We start from the raw sequence: 16,834 nt of genomic DNA, 5'->3' as shown, positions 1-16,834 counted from the left end.
GTCTACGCGAGGCGCTCCGTTCTTGCCTTACAGGCGAATCGACAGACCGTCGGCCAGCGACTGTCGATAGGCGCGCCAGGCCGGCACGCTGCCCATTGCCACGGCCGCGAGGAGAATGCTGCCCAGCAGTTTCCACTCGTAGCCGGATGGGGCATTGAGTGCCAGATACAGGCCGTAATTGGCCTGTACGAAGCCCTGGCTGGCGGCGATGCCCAGGTACAGCAGCGCGACGCCGAAAACCACGCCGGCCAATGCCAGAGCGAAGGCTTCCAGCACCAGCAGGCTGGCGATATGCCAGGGGCGTGCGCCCACCGAGCGCAGGATCGCCATCTCCCGGCGGCGTTCGTTGAGGCTGGTGAGAATTGCCGTGAGCATGCCGATCAGGCCAGTCAGCACGACGAACAGCGAGACCACGAACAACGCCTGCTCGGCAGTGCCCATCAGGCTCCACAACTCCTGCAGAGCCACGCCCGGCAGGATCGCCAGCAGTGGCTCGCCGCGAAATTCGTTGATCTCGCGCTGCAGGCTAAAGGTGGCGATCTTGCTGTTGAGGCCCAGCATAAAGGCGGTGATCTGCTTAGGCTGCAGCGCCTGTCCACAAGCTACTGCGCTTGACGCTGCTGCGTTGAAAGCGGGCTCGGAATGCTCATTGAGACTCGACTCAACTGCGCTTCCTCGCCCGCTTTCGCCTTGCCCCGTCTGCGCTCGCGACGCTTGTGAACAGGCGCTTGCCCACTCTCGCACCTGATCCGCGCTGACCTGCGCCGCGCCGCGTGCCGGCATGCCGTTGTGCCAGTCGATATGCAGCGCCTCCATCCCGGCCAGGGAAATGTGCAGGGTGCGATCCACCGGCGTGCCGGTGCGTTCGAGGATGCCGACCACGGTGAAGGGCTTGTCGTCGTGCTTGATCAGGCTGATGGTGGCAACGCCATGAGCCAGGACGATCTTCTCGCCAAGGCCGTAGCCCAGTGCCTGGGCCACTTCCGCACCGAGTACCACTTCGAAGGGATCGTCGGCGAAGGCGCGCCCCTGAGCCAACTGCAGCGTTTGGCTGCGGGCGTAGCGGTAATGCTCGAAATAGGCGGTGCTGGTGCCCATTACCCGGTAGCCGCGGTGCGAGTCGCCGAGGGAAATGGGGATGGCCCATTTCACCTGACGATGCTCGGCGAAGCGCTCGAAGCTGTCCCAGCGGATGTTGTTGGTGGCATTGCCGATGCGGAAAACCGAGTACAGCAGCAGATTCACGCTACCCGAGCGTGCGCCGACGATCAGGTCGGTGCCGCTGATGGTGTTGGCGAAGCTGGCGCGTGCCTCGGTTCGCACGCGCTCTACGGCCAGCAGCAGACAGACCGACAAGGCGATGGCAAATACCGTGAGTAGCGCAGTGAAGCGGCGGTTGGCCAGGCTGGCCAGGGCGATGCGGACCAGGTGCATGTCAGGCCTCGACAGGCTTGGCGGCGCGGTTGAGTTCGGCCAGTGACAGGTTGCGGTCGAACAGTGGAGCCAGACTCTGGTCGTGACTGACGAACAGCAGGCTAGCACCGGCAGCACGGCACTCGGCGAAGAGCAGTTGCAGGAAGGCCTCGCGGGCATCGAAGTCCAGGGCCGAGGTCGGTTCGTCGGCGATCACCAGTTCTGGTTGGCCTATCAGGGCTCGGGCGGCGGCGACGCGCTGTTGCTGGCCGATGGAGAGCTCATCGGCACGGCGATCAAACAGTTCGGCGCTCAGACCCAGATGCTCCAGCAGCGAGGAAGCGGCAGCAGCGATGCTGCCGTGACGCTGGCGAGCGCGTTCGGCGCGCAGGCGCGAGAAACGGCAAGGCAGTTCGACGTTCTCGCGCACCGAGAGAAAGGGCAGCAAGTTGAATTGCTGAAAGATGTAGCCAGTGTGGTCGACCCGGAAACGGTCGCGGGCGCCGGCTGAGAGCCGGCCCAGATCTTCTCCGAGCAGGCGGATGTGCCCCTGCTGGGCGAGCTGCACGCCGCCGAGCAAGCCGAGTAGAGTGGTTTTGCCACTGCCGCTGGGCCCCTTGAGAAACAGGGTTTCTCCCCATGCCAGGGTGAAGCTGGGAATATCCAGCAGTTTCGCCTGGCCGGGCCAGGCAAAACCGAGGTCGGCAAGTTCTAGCAGAGGTTGGGTCATATCGGCGGCGTATGTGATGTTGCGTTGGTATGAGCGCGGCGACCGCGGCCGCGCCCCGATTTGCTTCAGAAGCTCAGGCGCGGCTGTGACGGCGTCAGTATGAGGCCTTGCTGGCCTGCCGGGCCGATTAGTTGTACCTGAACTTTCTCGGTGGCGGGGAAGCGTTTGAACAGTTCCGCCAGGCTCAATTGTTTCAGTTCGTTGGTGCATTCGAACTGGTAGTGAGCATGGATTTCGCTGTGTTCATCGTCGTGCCCGTGGCTGTGGTGGTGCTCATGGACGCCTTCGTAGAACAACGGGCTGTGCAGCTCGATCCGGGTATTGCGGCAGTTGTTAGAGGAGAGGGCGAACAGCGTCAGTGGCTTTTCCAGCTCACGCCTGGCGTTTTCGAGCTGGGCCTTGTCCGCTTCGCTGCGGGCTGCATGCTCAAAGCCGATCAGGTTCATCGCCGGGCTTTCCAGCTGCACTTCCAGCTGCTTGCCATCCAGGGCTATGTTGAGGTTGGCGACACCATGCTCGTGGGCGCCGAGGCTACCGTGCTCGGCATGTTCGTGAGCATGATCATGGGCCTGGGCAATCAGTGGTAACCAGACAAAGGGTAGGGCAAGGAGCAAATGGCGCATGGGGGTTCTCCGGCAGGATGTTGTTTGTAATGTTATAACAATTTTTTTGTTGAGCTGGCCAGTGCGCTGATGGCATGGGAGTATGCGCGCAGCAAAACAGGAGGCGGAACATGGTGCGCATACGCGGACGGATCGGCGATTGGCCGGTGGATCTGACGGTTGAGCTGGAGCCGGAGGATTGGGCTTGTCTGGCCGCACATCTATCCGTCGAACCAGTGATTTCGACTGCCGCCACAGAGGCGCAGAGTGCTGCAGGGGATGCGTTGTGGCAGGCTGCACTGAAATTGGTACGGGAGGCTGGTGCAGTGGAAGGGCCGCAGCTGCTGGTGCAGTTGGCAGGACTGGCCGGCAGCGAGGCAGCGGGCAAGCGCTTGCTGGTGCGCCTGCGCCACTGCCCGCAGATTCGCATGGAAACCAGTACCGATGCGCCGGTTTATCACTGGGTCGGCTGAGCGCTGGGATAGCGTGCCGGCTGGCTGTCAGTAGATGGCCTGGTACAGCTTGCGACGGTAAGTGGTGACCAGCGGGTGGTCGTTGCCGAGCAGGTCGAATACCTGCAGCAGGGTCTTGTGCGGCAGGCCGTCGGCATAGCTGCGGTTGCGTACGAACAGCTTGAGTAGCCCGTCCAGCGCTGCTTCGTACTGCTGGCGCGCCAGTTGCTGCACCGCCAGTTGGTAGGCGGCTTCGTCATCATGCGGGTTTTGCGCCAGGCGGCTTTTCAGTTCGGCGACCTCCGGCAGGTCGGCGACCTGACGCAGGAAGGTCAGTTGTGCCCGGGCACCAGCCAGCGCCTGCTTATGCTCGTCGCCCTTCACTGCGTCGAGAACGACCTGTGCTTCACCCAGCTCGCCGCGTTCAGCCAGGCAGCGTGCGTAGAGAATCAGAGCTTCGGCGCGTTCGTTATCTTCCGTCAGAATCTGCTTGAGCAGTGCTTCGGCTTCGGCGAAACGTCCCTCGACGAACAGCGACTTGGCGGCTTCCATGGGATCGGCGGCAGCCGGTGCCGGTTCGGCAACATGCGGCTTGAGCATCTCGCGAATGGCCGCTTCCGGTTGGGCGCCGGCGAAGCCATCCACCGGTTGGCCGTCCTTGAACAACACCACGGTGGGCAGGCTGCGGATGCCGAAGCGCATCACGATGTCCTGCTCGATGTCGCAGTTGACCTTGGCCAGCAGCAGTTCACCGGAATATTCCTCGGTAATTTTCGCCAGCAGCGGCATCAGTGCCTTGCACGGCGCGCACCACTCGGCCCAGAAGTCCACCAGCACCGGCTTGTGGAAGGAGTTTTCAATCACCAGTTGTTCGAAGCTGGCGGCACCGGATACGTCAAAGATGTAGGGAGAGTCGCTCATGTTCGTCTCTAAAGGTAGGACAATGCTCTATTAATGCGGGCGGAAGGATGCACTTACAAGGGGCGCGCCGCGTGGTAAAGGCTGACCTGACGGAATTCTGCCGGCTCGGCCAGATCCGGCCAGGTGCAGCCCTCGAGCAGCGCCAGGCGCCGGTACAGCGGATGGCGGAAATCGCGAACCCGTGAGTCCGCTACCAGCGCTTCGCGACCGCGGCCGAGAAATTGATCGAGCAATGGCAGGTTGGTACGGTCGTAGAGCACATCGGCCACCAGGATCAGATCGTAGCGGTCGGTTTCGGCGAAGAAGTCTGTGGAGTAGCCCAGGCTCACGCCATTGAGCTCGGCATTGGCACGGCAAGCATCCAGGGCTAGTGGGTCGAGATCGCAGGCTATCACTTCGGCCGCGCCAGCGCGGGCAGCGGCAATGGCGGCAATACCGGAGCCGGCACCAAAGTCCAGTACCCGCCGGCCGCGCACCCACTCCGGGTGCTCAGCCAGCCAACGTGCCAGTACCAGACCGCTGGCCCAGCAGAAGCACCAGTAGGGAGGCTCTTCGAGAATGCGTCGGGTTTCCTCCGGATCGAAGGCACGCTGCATGTTTAGAGGGTCGATCAGCCAAAGGGCGATGCCTGTCCCGGGGAGCTGCTGACTGATCAGGCGGGCGTCACTGATGCACTCGCCGAGTGCCTGTTGCAGGGAATATGGTGCTGTCATGGCGCAGTCACCAGTGGCAGTGAGCCGAGATCCTGAGGCTGCGCGGCGGTGGCGATGGGGCGTGCCGGCAGGCGCTGCACCAGTTGTCCGGAAAGGCTGGCCCGGCCACGCAGTTCCAGGCTCAGTCCGGCGGCTGTGTCCGCTTTCACCAGTGGCAGATTGAAGGGTAGCGGGGTGCCATTGCCGCGCAGCTGCACCTGACTGAGCACTGCCCGTGGGCGGCCCCGGCTGTCGACGGCCAGCAGCGCCAGCTCGACCTCGGTGCCAGGCATTACTCCCAGCAGTTGGCCGCTGAGACCGGGGGACGTTGACGCAGCCACCGGTGCATCCTCCGGGACGGAGGCGGGAAGAGTGGTTTCAGGCTGGCCGGCGCAGGCTATGAGCAGACTGCAGAGCAGTAGAGGCAGGAGAGACTGATATCGTGGCATGAGCGTTCGATGGGCTTCGGCGGATGAGTCTATAGCTTAATTTGTCTTGGCATCGCTATGCGCTAACATGACGGCTTTATTGCCCGATAGCCAGCGCCTGCCATGCATTGCCCATTCTGCGACGCCAACGACACCAAGGTCATCGATTCCCGTCTGGTAGCCGATGGCGATCAGGTTCGCCGACGCCGCGAGTGCGTGGCCTGCGGCGAGCGTTTCACCACTTTCGAGACGCCCGAATTGGTCATGCCTAGGCTGATCAAGCAGGACGGCAGCCGTCAGCCGTTCGATGAGGAGAAGCTGCGCGCCGGGATGCAGCGGGCGTTGGAGAAGCGGCCGGTGAGTGTGGAGCGACTGGAGGAGGCCATTGCACGGATCAAGCAGCAGCTTCGTGCTACCGGAGAGCGTGAGGTCAAGTCGCTGGTGGTAGGTGAACTGGTGATGAACGAGCTGAGCAAGCTCGACGAGGTGGCCTATATCCGCTTTGCTTCGGTTTATCGGCGTTTCCAGGATCTCAATGAGTTTCGCGAAGAAATCGAAAGACTGGCGCGAGAGCCGGCGAAGAACTGATGGCCGGGCTCGATCACTCCTTCATGGCTCGTGCGCTGAAACTGGCGCGCAAAGGGCTTTATTCCACCCATCCGAACCCGCGGGTCGGCTGCGTCATTGTGCATGACGGCCGTATCGTCGGAGAGGGCTGGCATGCCCGGGCCGGTGAGCCGCACGCTGAGGTGCATGCCTTGCGTCAGGCCGGCGAACGGGCTCGCGGCGCCACTGCCTACGTTACCCTGGAGCCCTGCAGTCATCATGGGCGCACGCCTCCCTGCGCTGAAGCTCTGGTGGTCGCTGGAGTGCAGCGGGTGGTGGCGGCGATGCAGGATCCCAACCCACAGGTGGCCGGACGCGGCCTGGCCAGGCTGGCCGAGGCAGGCATCGAGGTCACCTGCGGCGTGCTGGAGAACGAGGCGCGCGAGCTCAACGCCGGATTCATCAAGCGCATGGAGCGAGGCTTGCCATTCGTGCGGGTCAAGCTCGCCATGAGCCTGGATGGACGTACCGCCATGGCCAGCGGCGAAAGCCAGTGGATTACCGGCCCGGCGGCGCGCTCCGAGGTGCAGCGCCTACGCGCTCGCTCCAGCGCGGTGATAACCGGCGCCGATACGCTGCTGGCCGATGATGCACGGCTGACCGTGCGTGCCGACGAGCTGGGGCTGGGGGCTGAGCTGACGGCGCTGGCGCAGTGTCGGCCGCCGCTGCGGGTGCTGGTGGACGGGCGTTTGCGGGTGCCGCTGGAGCGTGCCTTCTTCTGTGTTGGTCCGGCGCTGGTGGCGACCTGTGCCGCCGCAGCCGCCCGCGATCGCTATCTGGAGGACGGTCATGAACTGCTTGCCGTGCCAGGTAGCAATGGACACGTGGATCTGTCCCGACTGCTTCTGGAGCTGGCCGGGCGAGGCTCCAACGAGGTGCTGGTAGAGGCCGGGCCGCGTCTGGCCGGGGCCTTTGCCCGCGCCGGTCTGGTTGACGAGTACCGCATCTTTATCGCCCCCAAGCTGCTTGGCTCCGGAGCCCGTCCGCTTCTGGACTGGCCGATGAGCCGCATGGCCGAAGCTCATGAACTGCAGATTCTGGACATCAGGGCAGTGGGTGACGATTGGCAGGTTACGGCTGCACCTCGCCGCTAGCAGTGCTTGTGGTGATGGACGCGGGTAACTGCTGTCATGCAGCGAGGTTGCAAATGTGGTAAAACGCCGTGCAGCCACGGTAAGTGGCTGCAACGTTCTCAGGGCGGGGTGAAATTCCCCACCGGCGGTAATGGTAGCGAGAACCTTATATGGCGCGGCTGGATGTCGCCCATGCGGTGTCGAGACAGGATCCGGTTGTGTTGCGTCAGCGTACGACCAGCTCCGGATGCACCGATACAGCTTCTGCCTAGCCCGCGAGCGCTCGCCACGGCACCAGCCGCGCGAGGTCAAGCAGACCCGGTGGGATTCCGGGGCCGACGGTATAGTCCGGATAAAGAGAGAGCGGGATTCCCTCCCTGGGCAGGCTGCGTGCGTGCCTTAGAAATCCCTATCGATCGACATTGCCCTGTTTTTGCTCAAAACAGGAGATTGTCCATGCTGTGCAACTATATCCAAGATTCGGAGGGCGCATGTTCACCGGCATAATCGAAGCCATTGGCAGCATTCGCGCAATGACGCCCAAGGGCGGCGACGTGCGCCTTTACGTCGCCACCGGCAAGCTCGACCTGGGCGACGTCAAACTCGGCGACAGCATTGCCGTCAATGGCGTGTGCCTGACTGTCGTGGAGCTTCCCGGCGACGGTTTCTGGGCCGATGTCAGTCGCGAAACACTGGCGCGTACTGCCTTTGTCGAACTCAAGCCTGGCTCCGCGGTGAACCTGGAAAAGGCCCTGACACCTAGCAGCCGTCTTGGCGGCCACCTGGTCAGTGGCCATGTCGATGGTGTCGGCGAGATCATCTCGCGGGCCGATAATGCCCGTGCCGTCCAGTTCAAGGTACGTGCCCCGCGCGAGCTGGCCAGGTACATCGCCCATAAGGGGTCGATCACCGTCGATGGCACCAGTCTGACTGTCAATGCGGTCGATGGCGCCGAGTTCGAGCTGACCATCGTCCCGCACACCCTGGCGGAAACCATCATGGCCGACTACCGCCCCGGGCGCCGGGTCAACCTGGAGGTGGATCTGCTGGCACGTTATCTGGAACGTCTGCTGCTGGGCGACAAGGCAGCCGAACCCCGGGCCTCGGGACTGACTGAGAGCTTTCTGGCCGAACACGGCTACCTGAAGAATTGAGGAGACGCCCCGATGGCGCTCAATACCGCTGAAGAACTGATCGAAGACATTCGCGCCGGCAAAATGGTCATTCTCATGGATGACGAGGATCGCGAAAACGAAGGCGACATCATCGTCGCCTCAGAATGCATTACCGCCGAACATATCAATTTCATGGCCCGCTTCGCCCGTGGCCTGATCTGCATGCCGATGACCCGTGAGCGCTGTGAGCTGCTCAACCTGCCGCTGATGGCGCCGCGCAACGGCTCCGGCTTCGGCACTAAGTTCACTGTCTCCATCGAGGCGGCCGAAGGTGTCACCACCGGCATCTCCGCTGCCGACCGAGCACGTACCGTGCAGGCCGCAGTGGCGAAGGATGCGGTGGCCGAGGATATCGTCAGCCCCGGCCACATCTTCCCGCTGATGGCTCAGCCGGGCGGCGTGCTGGCCCGTGCCGGGCACACCGAAGCAGCCTGCGATCTGGCACGTATGGCAGGTTTCGAACCGTCCGGGGTGATCTGCGAGATCATGAACGACGACGGCACCATGGCCCGTCGCCCGGAGCTGGAGAAATTCGCTGCTGAGCATGGACTGAAGATCGGCACCATCGCCGACCTGATCCACTATCGGCTGATTCACGAGCGAACCGTCGAGCGTGTCAGTGAACAGCCGCTGGACACCGAACTGGGGCAGTTCAACCTGGTGACCTACCGTGACGGCGTGGAAAACACCGCGCATATGGCCCTGACCCTCGGCACTATCAGTGCTGATGAGCCGACTCTGGTTCGGGTACATAACATGGATCCGCTGCGCGACCTGTTTCTGGTCAAGCAGCCCGGCCGCTGGAGTATGCGTACGGCCATGGCCGAGGTGGCCAAGGCAGGCAGTGGCGTGGTGCTGCTGCTTGGCAACCCGCTGACCGGGCCGGAGCTGCTGGCTTTGGCCAGCCGCCAGCAGCCTGCCAGCCAGACCACCTACAGCACAGTCGGAGCCGGTTCGCAGATCCTGCGCGATCTCGGTGTGCGCAAGATGCGCCTGATGAGTTCGCCGATGAAGTTCAACGCGATATCCGGCTTCGATCTCGAGGTTGTAGAATACCTGCCGGCTGACTGATAGCGACCTGCAGGGCGCGTCTGCCAACCCTCTTCCCATGGCGGTAGAGGGGAGGAGCTGGTCTTCTGCCTGTGGCAGAGGCTATGTTGATCAACGAACCCTATTTTTTCGGGGCGCAGGCGCCCCGGCTCTTTAACCCATGTGAGACCCGTCATGACCCTGAAGACCATCGAAGGTACCTTCATCGCCCCGCAGGGCAAATACGCCCTGGTGGTAGGCCGTTTCAACAGCTTCGTCGTCGAGAGCCTGGTCAGCGGAGCCGTTGACGCGCTGGTGCGTCACGGCGTGAGTGAGAACGACATCACCATCATCCGTGCGCCGGGTGCTTTCGAGATCCCGCTGGTTACCCAGAAAGTAGCTCAGCAGGGTGAGTACGCGGCCATCATCGCCCTTGGCGCCGTCATCCGCGGAGGCACTCCGCACTTCGAATACGTTGCCGGCGAATGCACCAAGGGGCTGGCCCAGGTCTCCATGGAATACGGTGTGCCGGTCGCCTTTGGCGTGCTGACCGTTGACTCCATCGAACAGGCCATCGAGCGTTCTGGCACCAAGGCCGGCAACAAAGGTGCCGAGGCGGCCCTGTCGGCTCTGGAAATGGTCAGCCTGCTGGCACAACTGGAGGCCAAGTGAGCAACTCAGGTAACGGCCAGCCGGCCAAGAAGGCCCCGGGCGGGAAGGTTCTAGCGCGACGCGAGGCGCGTACCCTGGCCATGCAGGCACTGTATTCCTGGCACATTGCCGGGCAGTCGCTGAACGAGATCGAGGCGCAGTTTCGTGTCGACAACGATTTCAGCAAGGTCGATGGCGCCTACTTCCACGAGATTCTGCATGGCGTACCGCGGCAGAAGGGTGAGCTGGACGGGGCTTTTGCGCCGCTGCTCGACCGCCCCCTGGAAGAGGTGGATCCGGTGGAGCTGGCGATCCTGCGTCTGGCTACCTACGAGCTGAGCAACCGTGTCGATGTGCCGTATAAGGTAGTGATCAACGAGGCCATCGAACTGGCCAAGGTGTTCGGCGCAACCGACGGACACAAGTTCGTCAACGGCATCCTCGACAAGCTGGCGCCCAGTCTGCGCTCGGCCGAGGTCGGCGCCAGGCGGCGCTGAGCCGTTTGCATGGCGTTTCTGCAGACCGGGCCGGAAGGCAGCCGGGAGTGCCCGTCCATGGGTGAGTTCGAGCTGATTCGCCATTACTTCGCCACGGCGCCCTGTGCACAGGGCGGCGACGGCGTGGTATGCGGCATAGGCGATGACTGTGCGTTGCTGGCACTGGTAGCAGGCGAGCAGCTGGCGGTGTCGACCGACACGCTGGTGGCCGGGGTGCACTTTCCCGAATCCTGCGATGCCTTCTTGCTCGGCCAGCGTGCTCTGGCCGTCGCGGCCAGTGACCTGGCAGCGATGGGCGCTGCGCCGCTGGCCTTTACCCTGGCACTGACCCTGCCGGTGGCCGACGATGCCTGGCTGGCGGCATTCGCTCGTGGCCTGCAGCAGATGGCCGGGCTTTGTTCGCTGGCGCTGGTCGGAGGCGACACCACGCGCGGCCCGCTCAGTCTGACGCTTAGCGTATTCGGTCGGGTTTCGGCGGGACTGGCTCTGCGCCGTGACGGGGCGCGGCCCGGTGATCTGCTTTGCGTTGGTGGTGAGTTGGGCGATGCCGCCGGCGCTTTACCGCTGGTGCTGGGGCAGCGTGATGCGCAAGATGGTATCCGCGAGGCATTGCTGGCGCGTTACTGGTCGCCACAACCGCAGTTGGCCCTGGGGCAGGCGCTGCTCGGCCGTGCCACGTCTGCCCTGGATATTTCCGACGGGTTGCTGGCTGACTGCGGGCATATCGCGCGTGCTTCACAGGTCGAATTGCAAGTCGAGCTGGAGCGGTTGCCGCTTTCTGCAGCCTTGCTTGCCTTCGCCGGCAGGGAACAGGCACAGCTTTGCGCGCTGGGGGGCGGCGATGACTACCGCCTAGCCTTTACCCTGCCGCCGCAGCACCTGGCGGCCTTGCAGATTGAATGGCCTGACGTGCGGGTCATCGGCCGGGTGGTGGCTGGTGCTGGTGTGACGCTGCTGGATGCTGCCGGCCAATCGGTTGAGCCGCCGCGTGGCGGCTACCAACATTTCTGACAGGACACAATGCGCGTGACCGATCACTCCAAGCAGATTCCCGCCGAGTATGTGCCGCCTTCGATCTGGCGCAATCCCTGGCATTTCATTGCCTTCGGTTTTGGCTCCGGCACCCTGCCCAAGGCACCCGGCACCTGGGGCTCACTGGTCGCACTGCCTTTCGTGCCGCTGTGGCAGATGCTGCCGGACTGGGGTTACTGGCTGATGCTCGGGCTGACCATGCTGTTCGGCTTCTGGCTGTGCGGCAAGGTCGCCGACGACCTGCGTGTACACGACCATGAAGGTATCGTCTGGGACGAGATGGTCGGCATGTGGATCACTCTGTGGCTGGTGCCGGAGGGATGGATCTGGTTGCTGCTGGGCTTTGTCATGTTCCGCCTGTTCGACATCCTCAAGCCCTGGCCGATTCGCTGGATCGACCGGCATGTGCACGGTGGTGTCGGCATCATGCTGGACGACATTCTGGCCGGGGTCTTCGCCTGGCTGGCAATGCAGGGACTGGTCTGGGGCTGGGGGCAGTACGGACTGACGCTACTGGGTTGAGCGGGCTGTCTGCTGCGGGGAATGTCGGTGAATGTGCGCAACTGCCGCGACCCGTCTCGCCGACGCGGTATCCTCGACAGGTTTCCCTGAGGTGCGCGGGCAGAAGGCTGCGTGTCGCCTCGAGTCAGGAAGGACGTCATTTCGGCGTTTTTCTTCGTTAGTGCCAGGAGGCCGTTTCCCATGCAGCTTCGTTATTGTCTTGCCGGCCTTGTTCTACTGGTCTCGGGCTATTGTTGGTCGGCCTCTCAGGTTCAGGTGGTCGGTTTGTTTCCGGGAGCCGCGGTGCTCAGCGTCGATGGCCAGCGCAAGCTGGTGAAGGAAGGGGGCACCGGTCCTGGCGGGGTTCGGGTTATCAGTGTGGATCGCCAGGGGGCGTTGCTGAATGTCGACGGTGTGGAGCGTCGTTATGGCTTGAGCCGTGAGTACAGCGCCGGCTTTGCCGAGCCGCAGGTGAAGACCCTGAGCATTGCTCGCGGGATTGGCGGGCACTACTGGGTGGCCGGTTCCGTGAATGGCCAGACGGTGCAGTTTCTGGTCGATACCGGCGCCACTTCGGTGGCACTCAACGAGGTACATGCCGGTCGATTGGCTATCGATTACCGGGTTGTCGGCAAGCCACTGCAGGTGAGCACTGCCAGTGGCATCAGCCGCGGCTGGAAAGTGATGCTCGACCGGGTCAAGATCGGCGATCTGGAGGTGCTCGGCGTCGAAGCCGTGGTGCTTGAGGGGGGCGCTCCGCACGAGGCGCTGCTGGGCATGAGTTTCCTTGGTCGCGTGCGCTGGCGCGAGGAGCAGGGCATGCTGGTGCTTGAGTCCAAACTTTGAGGTGTAAGCCCGTCGGTGGTGTCAGGCTGATTCACTCAATAGCTAATTCCGACTGACCCGCAGCCGGAGGCTGCTGATACAATACCGCCCCTGTTTCGTACTCACTGCTAGGAGTATCCGGTGTCCGTCGTGTTCGTCGCCGCCTCCCAACTGCCCACACCCTTCGGTGTGTTCACCATGCATGGTTTTCTCGACGAGGCCACAGGCAAGGAACACGTTGCCCTGACTTTTGGCGATGTGGCCGATGGTGCTCCGGTGCTGGGGCGCCTGCATTCCGAATGTCTGACCGGCGATGCCTTGTTCAGCTTGCGCTGCGACTGCGGCGCCCAGCTCGAAGCGGCGCTAAAGGCCATTGCCAGAGAAGGTCGTGGCGTGCTGCTGTACCTGCGCCAGGAAGGCCGTGGTATTGGCCTCTTGAACAAGATCCGGGCCTACAAGCTGCAGGATGGCGGTGCCGATACAGTGGAAGCCAACGAGCGCCTGGGGTTCCGGGCTGATCAGCGGGACTACTCCATCTGTCTGCCGATGCTTGAGCACTTGGGCATCCACAGTCTCAAACTGATGACCAACAACCCGCGCAAGGTCAAGGCGTTGGGTGAGATGGGTATTTGCGTGGATCATCGTGTGCCGCTGCAGATTGCCCGCAATCCCTACAATGAACGTTATCTGGCTACCAAGGCCGGCAAACTCGGCCATATGCTGGGTGAAATACATCAGGGTGAAGCCAAAGAATCATGACGCGTAGCGGGGAAAGGCAGCGGCTGAATCGTTTCTGGTGGCTTGGGGTGGCGGCTTGCTTCCTGCCCTGGATCCTGCTGGGCGCTATCGACTTCAACCTCGGTTTGCCGCCCTTCGCGATATTCATTACTGGCCTGCTCGCCTTGTTTCCAAGCCTCAAGGCGTTTTCCTCGTACAAGCGAGCTCTCTTCGCGATGCGGGAGCAGGACAAAGCCGGTGAGCGCGAGCGTTGGGTCACCTTGCAACGTGCGCAGCTTGTGGGGATGTATTGTGCAGCGCTGCCGGCGTGGTTCGCGGCGTTGGGTTCGTTGTCGGGGCTTGAGGCTGTGGCCTGCCTTCTGCTGGTATCGGGCAGTCTGATGACCCTGACTCTCTATCGTGTCCCCAAACAGGTACTGGTCTCTCGGCTTGAGCCGTAACTCTTGCTGACGAAAGGCACCTCGTTGATTCCGCGGCGCTGGTTGATTACCAGCGTCAGCACAAAGAAGTAGTTCACCATCATGTTGCATAGGCGCGGCAGGATCACCGGCACTTCGAGGCCTTCCTGATCCACCCGAACCATTGCGCGTATGGCTTTTTTCGCGCAGGAACGGGCGTGGTGAAGTTGCGGCACCGGTGCGCTTCCCCGTGGTAACACGAACCCCTTCAGACGTTCGCTTACCTCTTGTTTGTAGTGGCCTAGGCGTTCCTGCAGCCAGGCCAGATCCGTTTCCTCCACGGCCAGTCGGCCGCGAATCGAGCCGTTCACATGAAAGGCCAAAGGTTGCAACCGTTCCAGATCAGCCCGCAGATCATCGAACGGTGTTAGTTCGATGATCTCACCGATATGGCCACACAGCTCATCGGTGAGCACTTCGAAATCGCAGAGCACCGAGGCTTCCAGAATGAAGGGGTAGCAGACCTCGTCGAGGTTCTTGCTCATTTTCAATGCCATGAATTCACCTCGGCTGGATGATGGGTGGGGTGACGCTGAAGTCCACGTGAACCTCGACGTTAAACACCTTGGCCAGATGTTCGGGCTTCAGCACCTTTTGCGTTGTGCCGGACTGGTAGATGCGGCCCTGGTGCATCAGGCACAGGCGATCGCAATAACGCGCGGCAAGTGTCAGATCGTGGATGGATACCAGCACGCCGCGTCCTTCGCTGGCATACGCGCGCAGCAGATCCAGAATGTGCCGCTGATAATAGAGATCGAGGCTGGCTACCGGCTCGTCGGCAATCAATACGCGGGGTTCTCCGGCCAGTACACGGGCCAGCCAGACGCGGGTCTGCTCACCACCGGAGAGCTGATCGATACGCCGTTTACGCCACTGCCAGATGCCAGCCTGATGCATGGCATGGTGAATCTTGTCGATGTCCTCATCGCCCCAGGGCAACCGGCCCAGGGTGACAATATTTTCCACGTTCAGCGCCCAGGCGCTCTGACTCGATTGCGGCAACAGCGCAACCTGTCGCGCTCGTTCTTTGGCGTTCAGATGCTTCTCGGGCTGGCCGCCGATAAGTACCTGCCCGTGATGAGCCTGGACACCAGCCAGGCAGTTGAGCAGGGTGGATTTGCCTGAGCCGTTGGGGCCGATGATGCCTATCACTTCGCCCGCGTTCAGGTTTAGGTCAACGTCTTGCAGGCGTTCTTCCACGCCCACGCCGACAGCTCGAATCAGCTCCATTTCTGCCGCTCCCGCCACACCAGCCAGATGAACAGCGGTGCGCCAATCAGTGATGTCAGCACCCCCAGTTTGAGTTCACGTCCCGGCGGCAACAGCCGCACCAGCAGGTCGGCACAGAGCACCAGCGTGGCGCCGGCGAACATGGCTGGAACCAGTAACCGATCCGGGCGATGCCGCACCAGTGGACGGATGAGGTGCGGCACGATCAGGCCGACAAAACCGATGGCTCCTGCCACGGCGACCGCTGAGCCCACCAACATCGCGGCCCCCAGCACAACCAGCCGGCTGCCGCGCTTGACGTTCAGGCCAAGGCTCTGTGCGGTGTGTTCTCCCAGGCTGAGGCCGTACAGAAGCGGGCGCTGGCGCAAGATCAGCATGCTGCCGATCAGCAGGGCGGGCAACAGGAGGCGCAGATGATCCAGGCCGCGCTCGGCCACCGAGCCCAGCAGCCAGAACACCAATTCCTGCATGGCATAGGGATTGGGCGCGAAATTCAGCACCATCGCCAGCATCGCGCCACTGACGGTGGAAATGGCGAGCCCGGCCATGATCACCATAGAAGGGCGTGAGGAACCGGCCAGTGCCAGCATCAGAACCAGTGCGATGCTGGCGCCAATCAGCCCGGCCAGGGCTGGGGCCATTTCGCCGGCAAACGACAGCAAACCGAAATAAAACACGGCTGCCGCACCCAGCGCCGCACCCTGGCTGACACCGATAAGGCCAGGGTCAGCCAACGGATTGCGCAATAGCCCCTGCAAGGCAGCTCCGGAAAGCCCGAGAGCTGCTCCGACGCAAATGGCCAGCAGGGTACGCGGCAGACGGATATCGCCGATCACGATGGCGGCGAGTGTATCCGCGCCGCGCAGCCAGTCGAGCAGTCCGTCGAGAACATTCACGGTAGCCGAGCCCAGGCTCAGCGAGAGCAGGGTCGCGATCAGCAGCAGAGCGCCGAGTAGGGGCGTGATCAGTCGAGCCATTGGTGCAATTGTCCTATCAGTTCCCAGGTCCAGGGGCCCGGGCATTGCCAGCGCCAGTAGTCGGTAACCAGCCAGCGCTCGGCAGGCACGGCCCTGGCCAGCGCCGGATGTTCAGCGAACTGGTTGGCTAATGCACGATGTTCCGGGGCGGCCCACAGGATCGCATCAGGAGGATCGCTGACCACCTGCTCCAGATCGAGGCGTTGATAACCTGGCTCGCGGAGGTAGTTGGTCCAGCCGGCATGTTCGAGAATTTCATGCTCCAGCGTGCCGGAGCCGGTGCCGATACCGTTGGAGCCGAGCAGCAGCAGGCGCTGCGTCCTGGTGGGGCGTGGTAGTGGCGGCGGAACTTCACTGGCACGGGATTCCGGCAGATTCAGATGCCACAGGAACTGTTTTTCGTAGTCCACTACCTGGGACAGGGTGGATGGCAGCGGCAGTACTGCCACGCGCATGCCCAGGCTTTGCAGGCGCTGGCGCAACATGATCGCGGCGAACTGGCCGACCAGTACCAGATCCGGTTGCAGCGCATAGACCCCCTCTAGGCTGCCGTCGTGCAATGGCCAGTCGGCACCGATCCAGTCGATGGGGTAGCGCTTTTGCAGGGGCGAAAGTGCCACGACCTTTTGCCGTTCAGCATGATGGGCAAGCAGCCAGTCCAGGCATAGGTCGAGGGAGAGAATGCGCTGAGGCGTGGCTGCATGAACCCGGCCTGAAAGCGTCAGGAGAAGGATCAGCATTAAGGGCGCCAGGCGCAGCATGGAGAAAGACCTTGTCGGAGTAGGCCCTGGCGTTTTACCAGGG

General features: G+C 62.7%; 22 protein-coding genes and 1 riboswitch. Of the genes, 12 read left to right on the top strand and 10 right to left on the bottom strand.

Annotated features, from left to right (window positions below; translation table 11 throughout):
* Window positions 1–27 precede the first annotated feature (27 nt).
* From NCCP436_RS05550 to NCCP436_RS05540, 3 genes are all read right to left on the bottom strand, one after another.
* Window positions 28–1,434: an FtsX-like permease family protein gene (locus tag NCCP436_RS05550; protein WP_220802820.1), complete on the bottom strand. Its 1,407-nt coding sequence runs from the start codon at window positions 1,432–1,434 to the stop codon at window positions 28–30.
* A gap of 1 nt (window position 1,435) precedes the next feature.
* Window positions 1,436–2,143 carry an ATP-binding cassette domain-containing protein gene (locus NCCP436_RS05545; protein WP_220802818.1) on the bottom strand — a complete coding sequence of 236 codons (708 nt, stop codon included), beginning with the start codon at window positions 2,141–2,143 and terminating at the stop codon, window positions 1,436–1,438.
* 65 nt (window positions 2,144–2,208) lie between these two features.
* Complete coding sequence (locus NCCP436_RS05540; protein WP_220802816.1) at window positions 2,209–2,766, bottom strand: DUF2796 domain-containing protein; 558 nt, start codon at window positions 2,764–2,766, stop codon at window positions 2,209–2,211.
* A gap of 110 nt (window positions 2,767–2,876) precedes the next feature.
* Here NCCP436_RS05540 and NCCP436_RS05535 point away from each other — a divergent pair, with 110 nt between their 5' ends.
* Window positions 2,877–3,218 (top strand): hypothetical protein, encoded by a 342-nt coding sequence (locus NCCP436_RS05535; protein ID WP_220802814.1) that lies wholly within the window; start codon window positions 2,877–2,879, stop codon window positions 3,216–3,218.
* Window positions 3,219–3,245: 27 nt separating this feature from the next.
* Here NCCP436_RS05535 and trxA read toward each other — a convergent pair whose 3' ends face one another.
* Genes trxA through NCCP436_RS05520 form a run of 3 tightly spaced genes read right to left on the bottom strand, consistent with a single transcriptional unit; the run spans window position 3,246 to window position 5,151 of the window.
* Window positions 3,246–4,118, bottom strand: coding sequence for a thioredoxin (trxA, locus tag NCCP436_RS05530; RefSeq protein ID WP_220802813.1), 873 nt, complete (start codon window positions 4,116–4,118; stop codon window positions 3,246–3,248).
* Window positions 4,119–4,171: 53 nt separating this feature from the next.
* A complete protein-coding gene (locus tag NCCP436_RS05525) occupies window positions 4,172–4,831 on the bottom strand; it encodes a methyltransferase (protein ID WP_220802811.1) in 660 nt (219 codons plus the stop codon).
* Entirely contained in the window at window positions 4,828–5,151 is a 324-nt protein-coding gene (locus NCCP436_RS05520; protein ID WP_259651446.1) for a hypothetical protein, read from the bottom strand. The genes NCCP436_RS05525 and NCCP436_RS05520 overlap by 4 nt, the downstream gene beginning before the upstream one ends.
* 210 nt (window positions 5,152–5,361) lie before the next feature.
* Between NCCP436_RS05520 and nrdR the strand changes: the two genes are divergently transcribed.
* From nrdR to NCCP436_RS05465, 11 genes are all read left to right on the top strand, one after another.
* Window positions 5,362–5,826, top strand: a complete 465-nt coding sequence (nrdR, locus tag NCCP436_RS05515; RefSeq protein ID WP_220802807.1) for a transcriptional regulator NrdR — start codon at window positions 5,362–5,364, stop codon at window positions 5,824–5,826.
* Window positions 5,826–6,938 (top strand): bifunctional diaminohydroxyphosphoribosylaminopyrimidine deaminase/5-amino-6-(5-phosphoribosylamino)uracil reductase RibD, encoded by a 1,113-nt coding sequence (gene ribD / locus NCCP436_RS05510; protein WP_220802805.1) that lies wholly within the window; start codon window positions 5,826–5,828, stop codon window positions 6,936–6,938. The genes nrdR and ribD overlap by 1 nt, the downstream gene beginning before the upstream one ends.
* Before the next feature lie 90 nt (window positions 6,939–7,028).
* A riboswitch (FMN riboswitch) is annotated at window positions 7,029–7,286 on the top strand.
* Window positions 7,287–7,408: 122 nt separating this feature from the next.
* On the top strand, window positions 7,409–8,071 hold the full coding sequence (locus NCCP436_RS05505) for a riboflavin synthase (RefSeq protein ID WP_220802803.1): 663 nt from the start codon (window positions 7,409–7,411) through the stop codon (window positions 8,069–8,071).
* 12 nt (window positions 8,072–8,083) lie between these two features.
* Window positions 8,084–9,163: a bifunctional 3,4-dihydroxy-2-butanone-4-phosphate synthase/GTP cyclohydrolase II gene (gene ribBA / locus NCCP436_RS05500; RefSeq protein WP_220802802.1), complete on the top strand. Its 1,080-nt coding sequence runs from the start codon at window positions 8,084–8,086 to the stop codon at window positions 9,161–9,163.
* A 153-nt stretch (window positions 9,164–9,316) separates the two neighbouring features.
* Window positions 9,317–9,793: a 6,7-dimethyl-8-ribityllumazine synthase gene (gene ribE, locus NCCP436_RS05495; protein WP_220802800.1), complete on the top strand. Its 477-nt coding sequence runs from the start codon at window positions 9,317–9,319 to the stop codon at window positions 9,791–9,793.
* Window positions 9,790–10,269 carry a transcription antitermination factor NusB gene (gene nusB / locus NCCP436_RS05490; protein WP_220802799.1) on the top strand — a complete coding sequence of 160 codons (480 nt, stop codon included), beginning with the start codon at window positions 9,790–9,792 and terminating at the stop codon, window positions 10,267–10,269. Before ribE ends, nusB begins: the two co-directional genes overlap by 4 nt.
* 57 nt (window positions 10,270–10,326) lie before the next feature.
* Window positions 10,327–11,280: a thiamine-phosphate kinase gene (gene thiL / locus NCCP436_RS05485; RefSeq protein WP_220802929.1), complete on the top strand. Its 954-nt coding sequence runs from the start codon at window positions 10,327–10,329 to the stop codon at window positions 11,278–11,280.
* Window positions 11,281–11,295: 15 nt separating this feature from the next.
* A complete protein-coding gene (locus NCCP436_RS05480) occupies window positions 11,296–11,823 on the top strand; it encodes a phosphatidylglycerophosphatase A (RefSeq protein ID WP_220802797.1) in 528 nt (175 codons plus the stop codon).
* A gap of 180 nt (window positions 11,824–12,003) precedes the next feature.
* Complete coding sequence (locus NCCP436_RS05475; RefSeq protein ID WP_220802795.1) at window positions 12,004–12,648, top strand: TIGR02281 family clan AA aspartic protease; 645 nt, start codon at window positions 12,004–12,006, stop codon at window positions 12,646–12,648.
* A gap of 120 nt (window positions 12,649–12,768) precedes the next feature.
* Window positions 12,769–13,386: a GTP cyclohydrolase II gene (ribA, locus tag NCCP436_RS05470; RefSeq protein WP_220802793.1), complete on the top strand. Its 618-nt coding sequence runs from the start codon at window positions 12,769–12,771 to the stop codon at window positions 13,384–13,386.
* On the top strand, window positions 13,383–13,805 hold the full coding sequence (locus NCCP436_RS05465; protein WP_220802791.1) for a hypothetical protein: 423 nt from the start codon (window positions 13,383–13,385) through the stop codon (window positions 13,803–13,805). Before ribA ends, NCCP436_RS05465 begins: the two co-directional genes overlap by 4 nt.
* Here NCCP436_RS05465 and NCCP436_RS05460 read toward each other — a convergent pair.
* The 4 genes from NCCP436_RS05460 to NCCP436_RS05445 are packed head-to-tail and all read right to left on the bottom strand — an operon-like array spanning window position 13,760 to window position 16,770.
* Window positions 13,760–14,320: a hypothetical protein gene (locus NCCP436_RS05460; protein ID WP_220802790.1), complete on the bottom strand. Its 561-nt coding sequence runs from the start codon at window positions 14,318–14,320 to the stop codon at window positions 13,760–13,762. The two genes, NCCP436_RS05465 and NCCP436_RS05460, sit on opposite strands and share 46 nt — an antisense overlap.
* A gap of 4 nt (window positions 14,321–14,324) precedes the next feature.
* The gene (locus NCCP436_RS05455; RefSeq protein WP_220802789.1) at window positions 14,325–15,053 is read right to left on the bottom strand and encodes an ABC transporter ATP-binding protein; all 729 of its coding nucleotides are present in this window, start codon (window positions 15,051–15,053) and stop codon (window positions 14,325–14,327) included.
* Window positions 15,044–16,030 carry an iron ABC transporter permease gene (locus NCCP436_RS05450; RefSeq protein WP_220802787.1) on the bottom strand — a complete coding sequence of 329 codons (987 nt, stop codon included), beginning with the start codon at window positions 16,028–16,030 and terminating at the stop codon, window positions 15,044–15,046. The genes NCCP436_RS05455 and NCCP436_RS05450 overlap by 10 nt, the downstream gene beginning before the upstream one ends.
* A complete protein-coding gene (locus NCCP436_RS05445; RefSeq protein WP_259651445.1) occupies window positions 16,018–16,770 on the bottom strand; it encodes an ABC transporter substrate-binding protein in 753 nt (250 codons plus the stop codon). The genes NCCP436_RS05450 and NCCP436_RS05445 overlap by 13 nt, the downstream gene beginning before the upstream one ends.
* Window positions 16,771–16,834: the final 64 nt, after the last annotated feature.

It is taken from the genome of Pseudomonas sp. NCCP-436, from assembly GCF_019656335.1.
In the GTDB taxonomy this organism is placed as follows: Bacteria; Pseudomonadota; Gammaproteobacteria; order Pseudomonadales; family Pseudomonadaceae; genus Aquipseudomonas.
The sequence above is the reverse complement of the archived record's forward strand: the minus strand, read 5'-3'. Positions and strand labels throughout refer to the sequence as shown.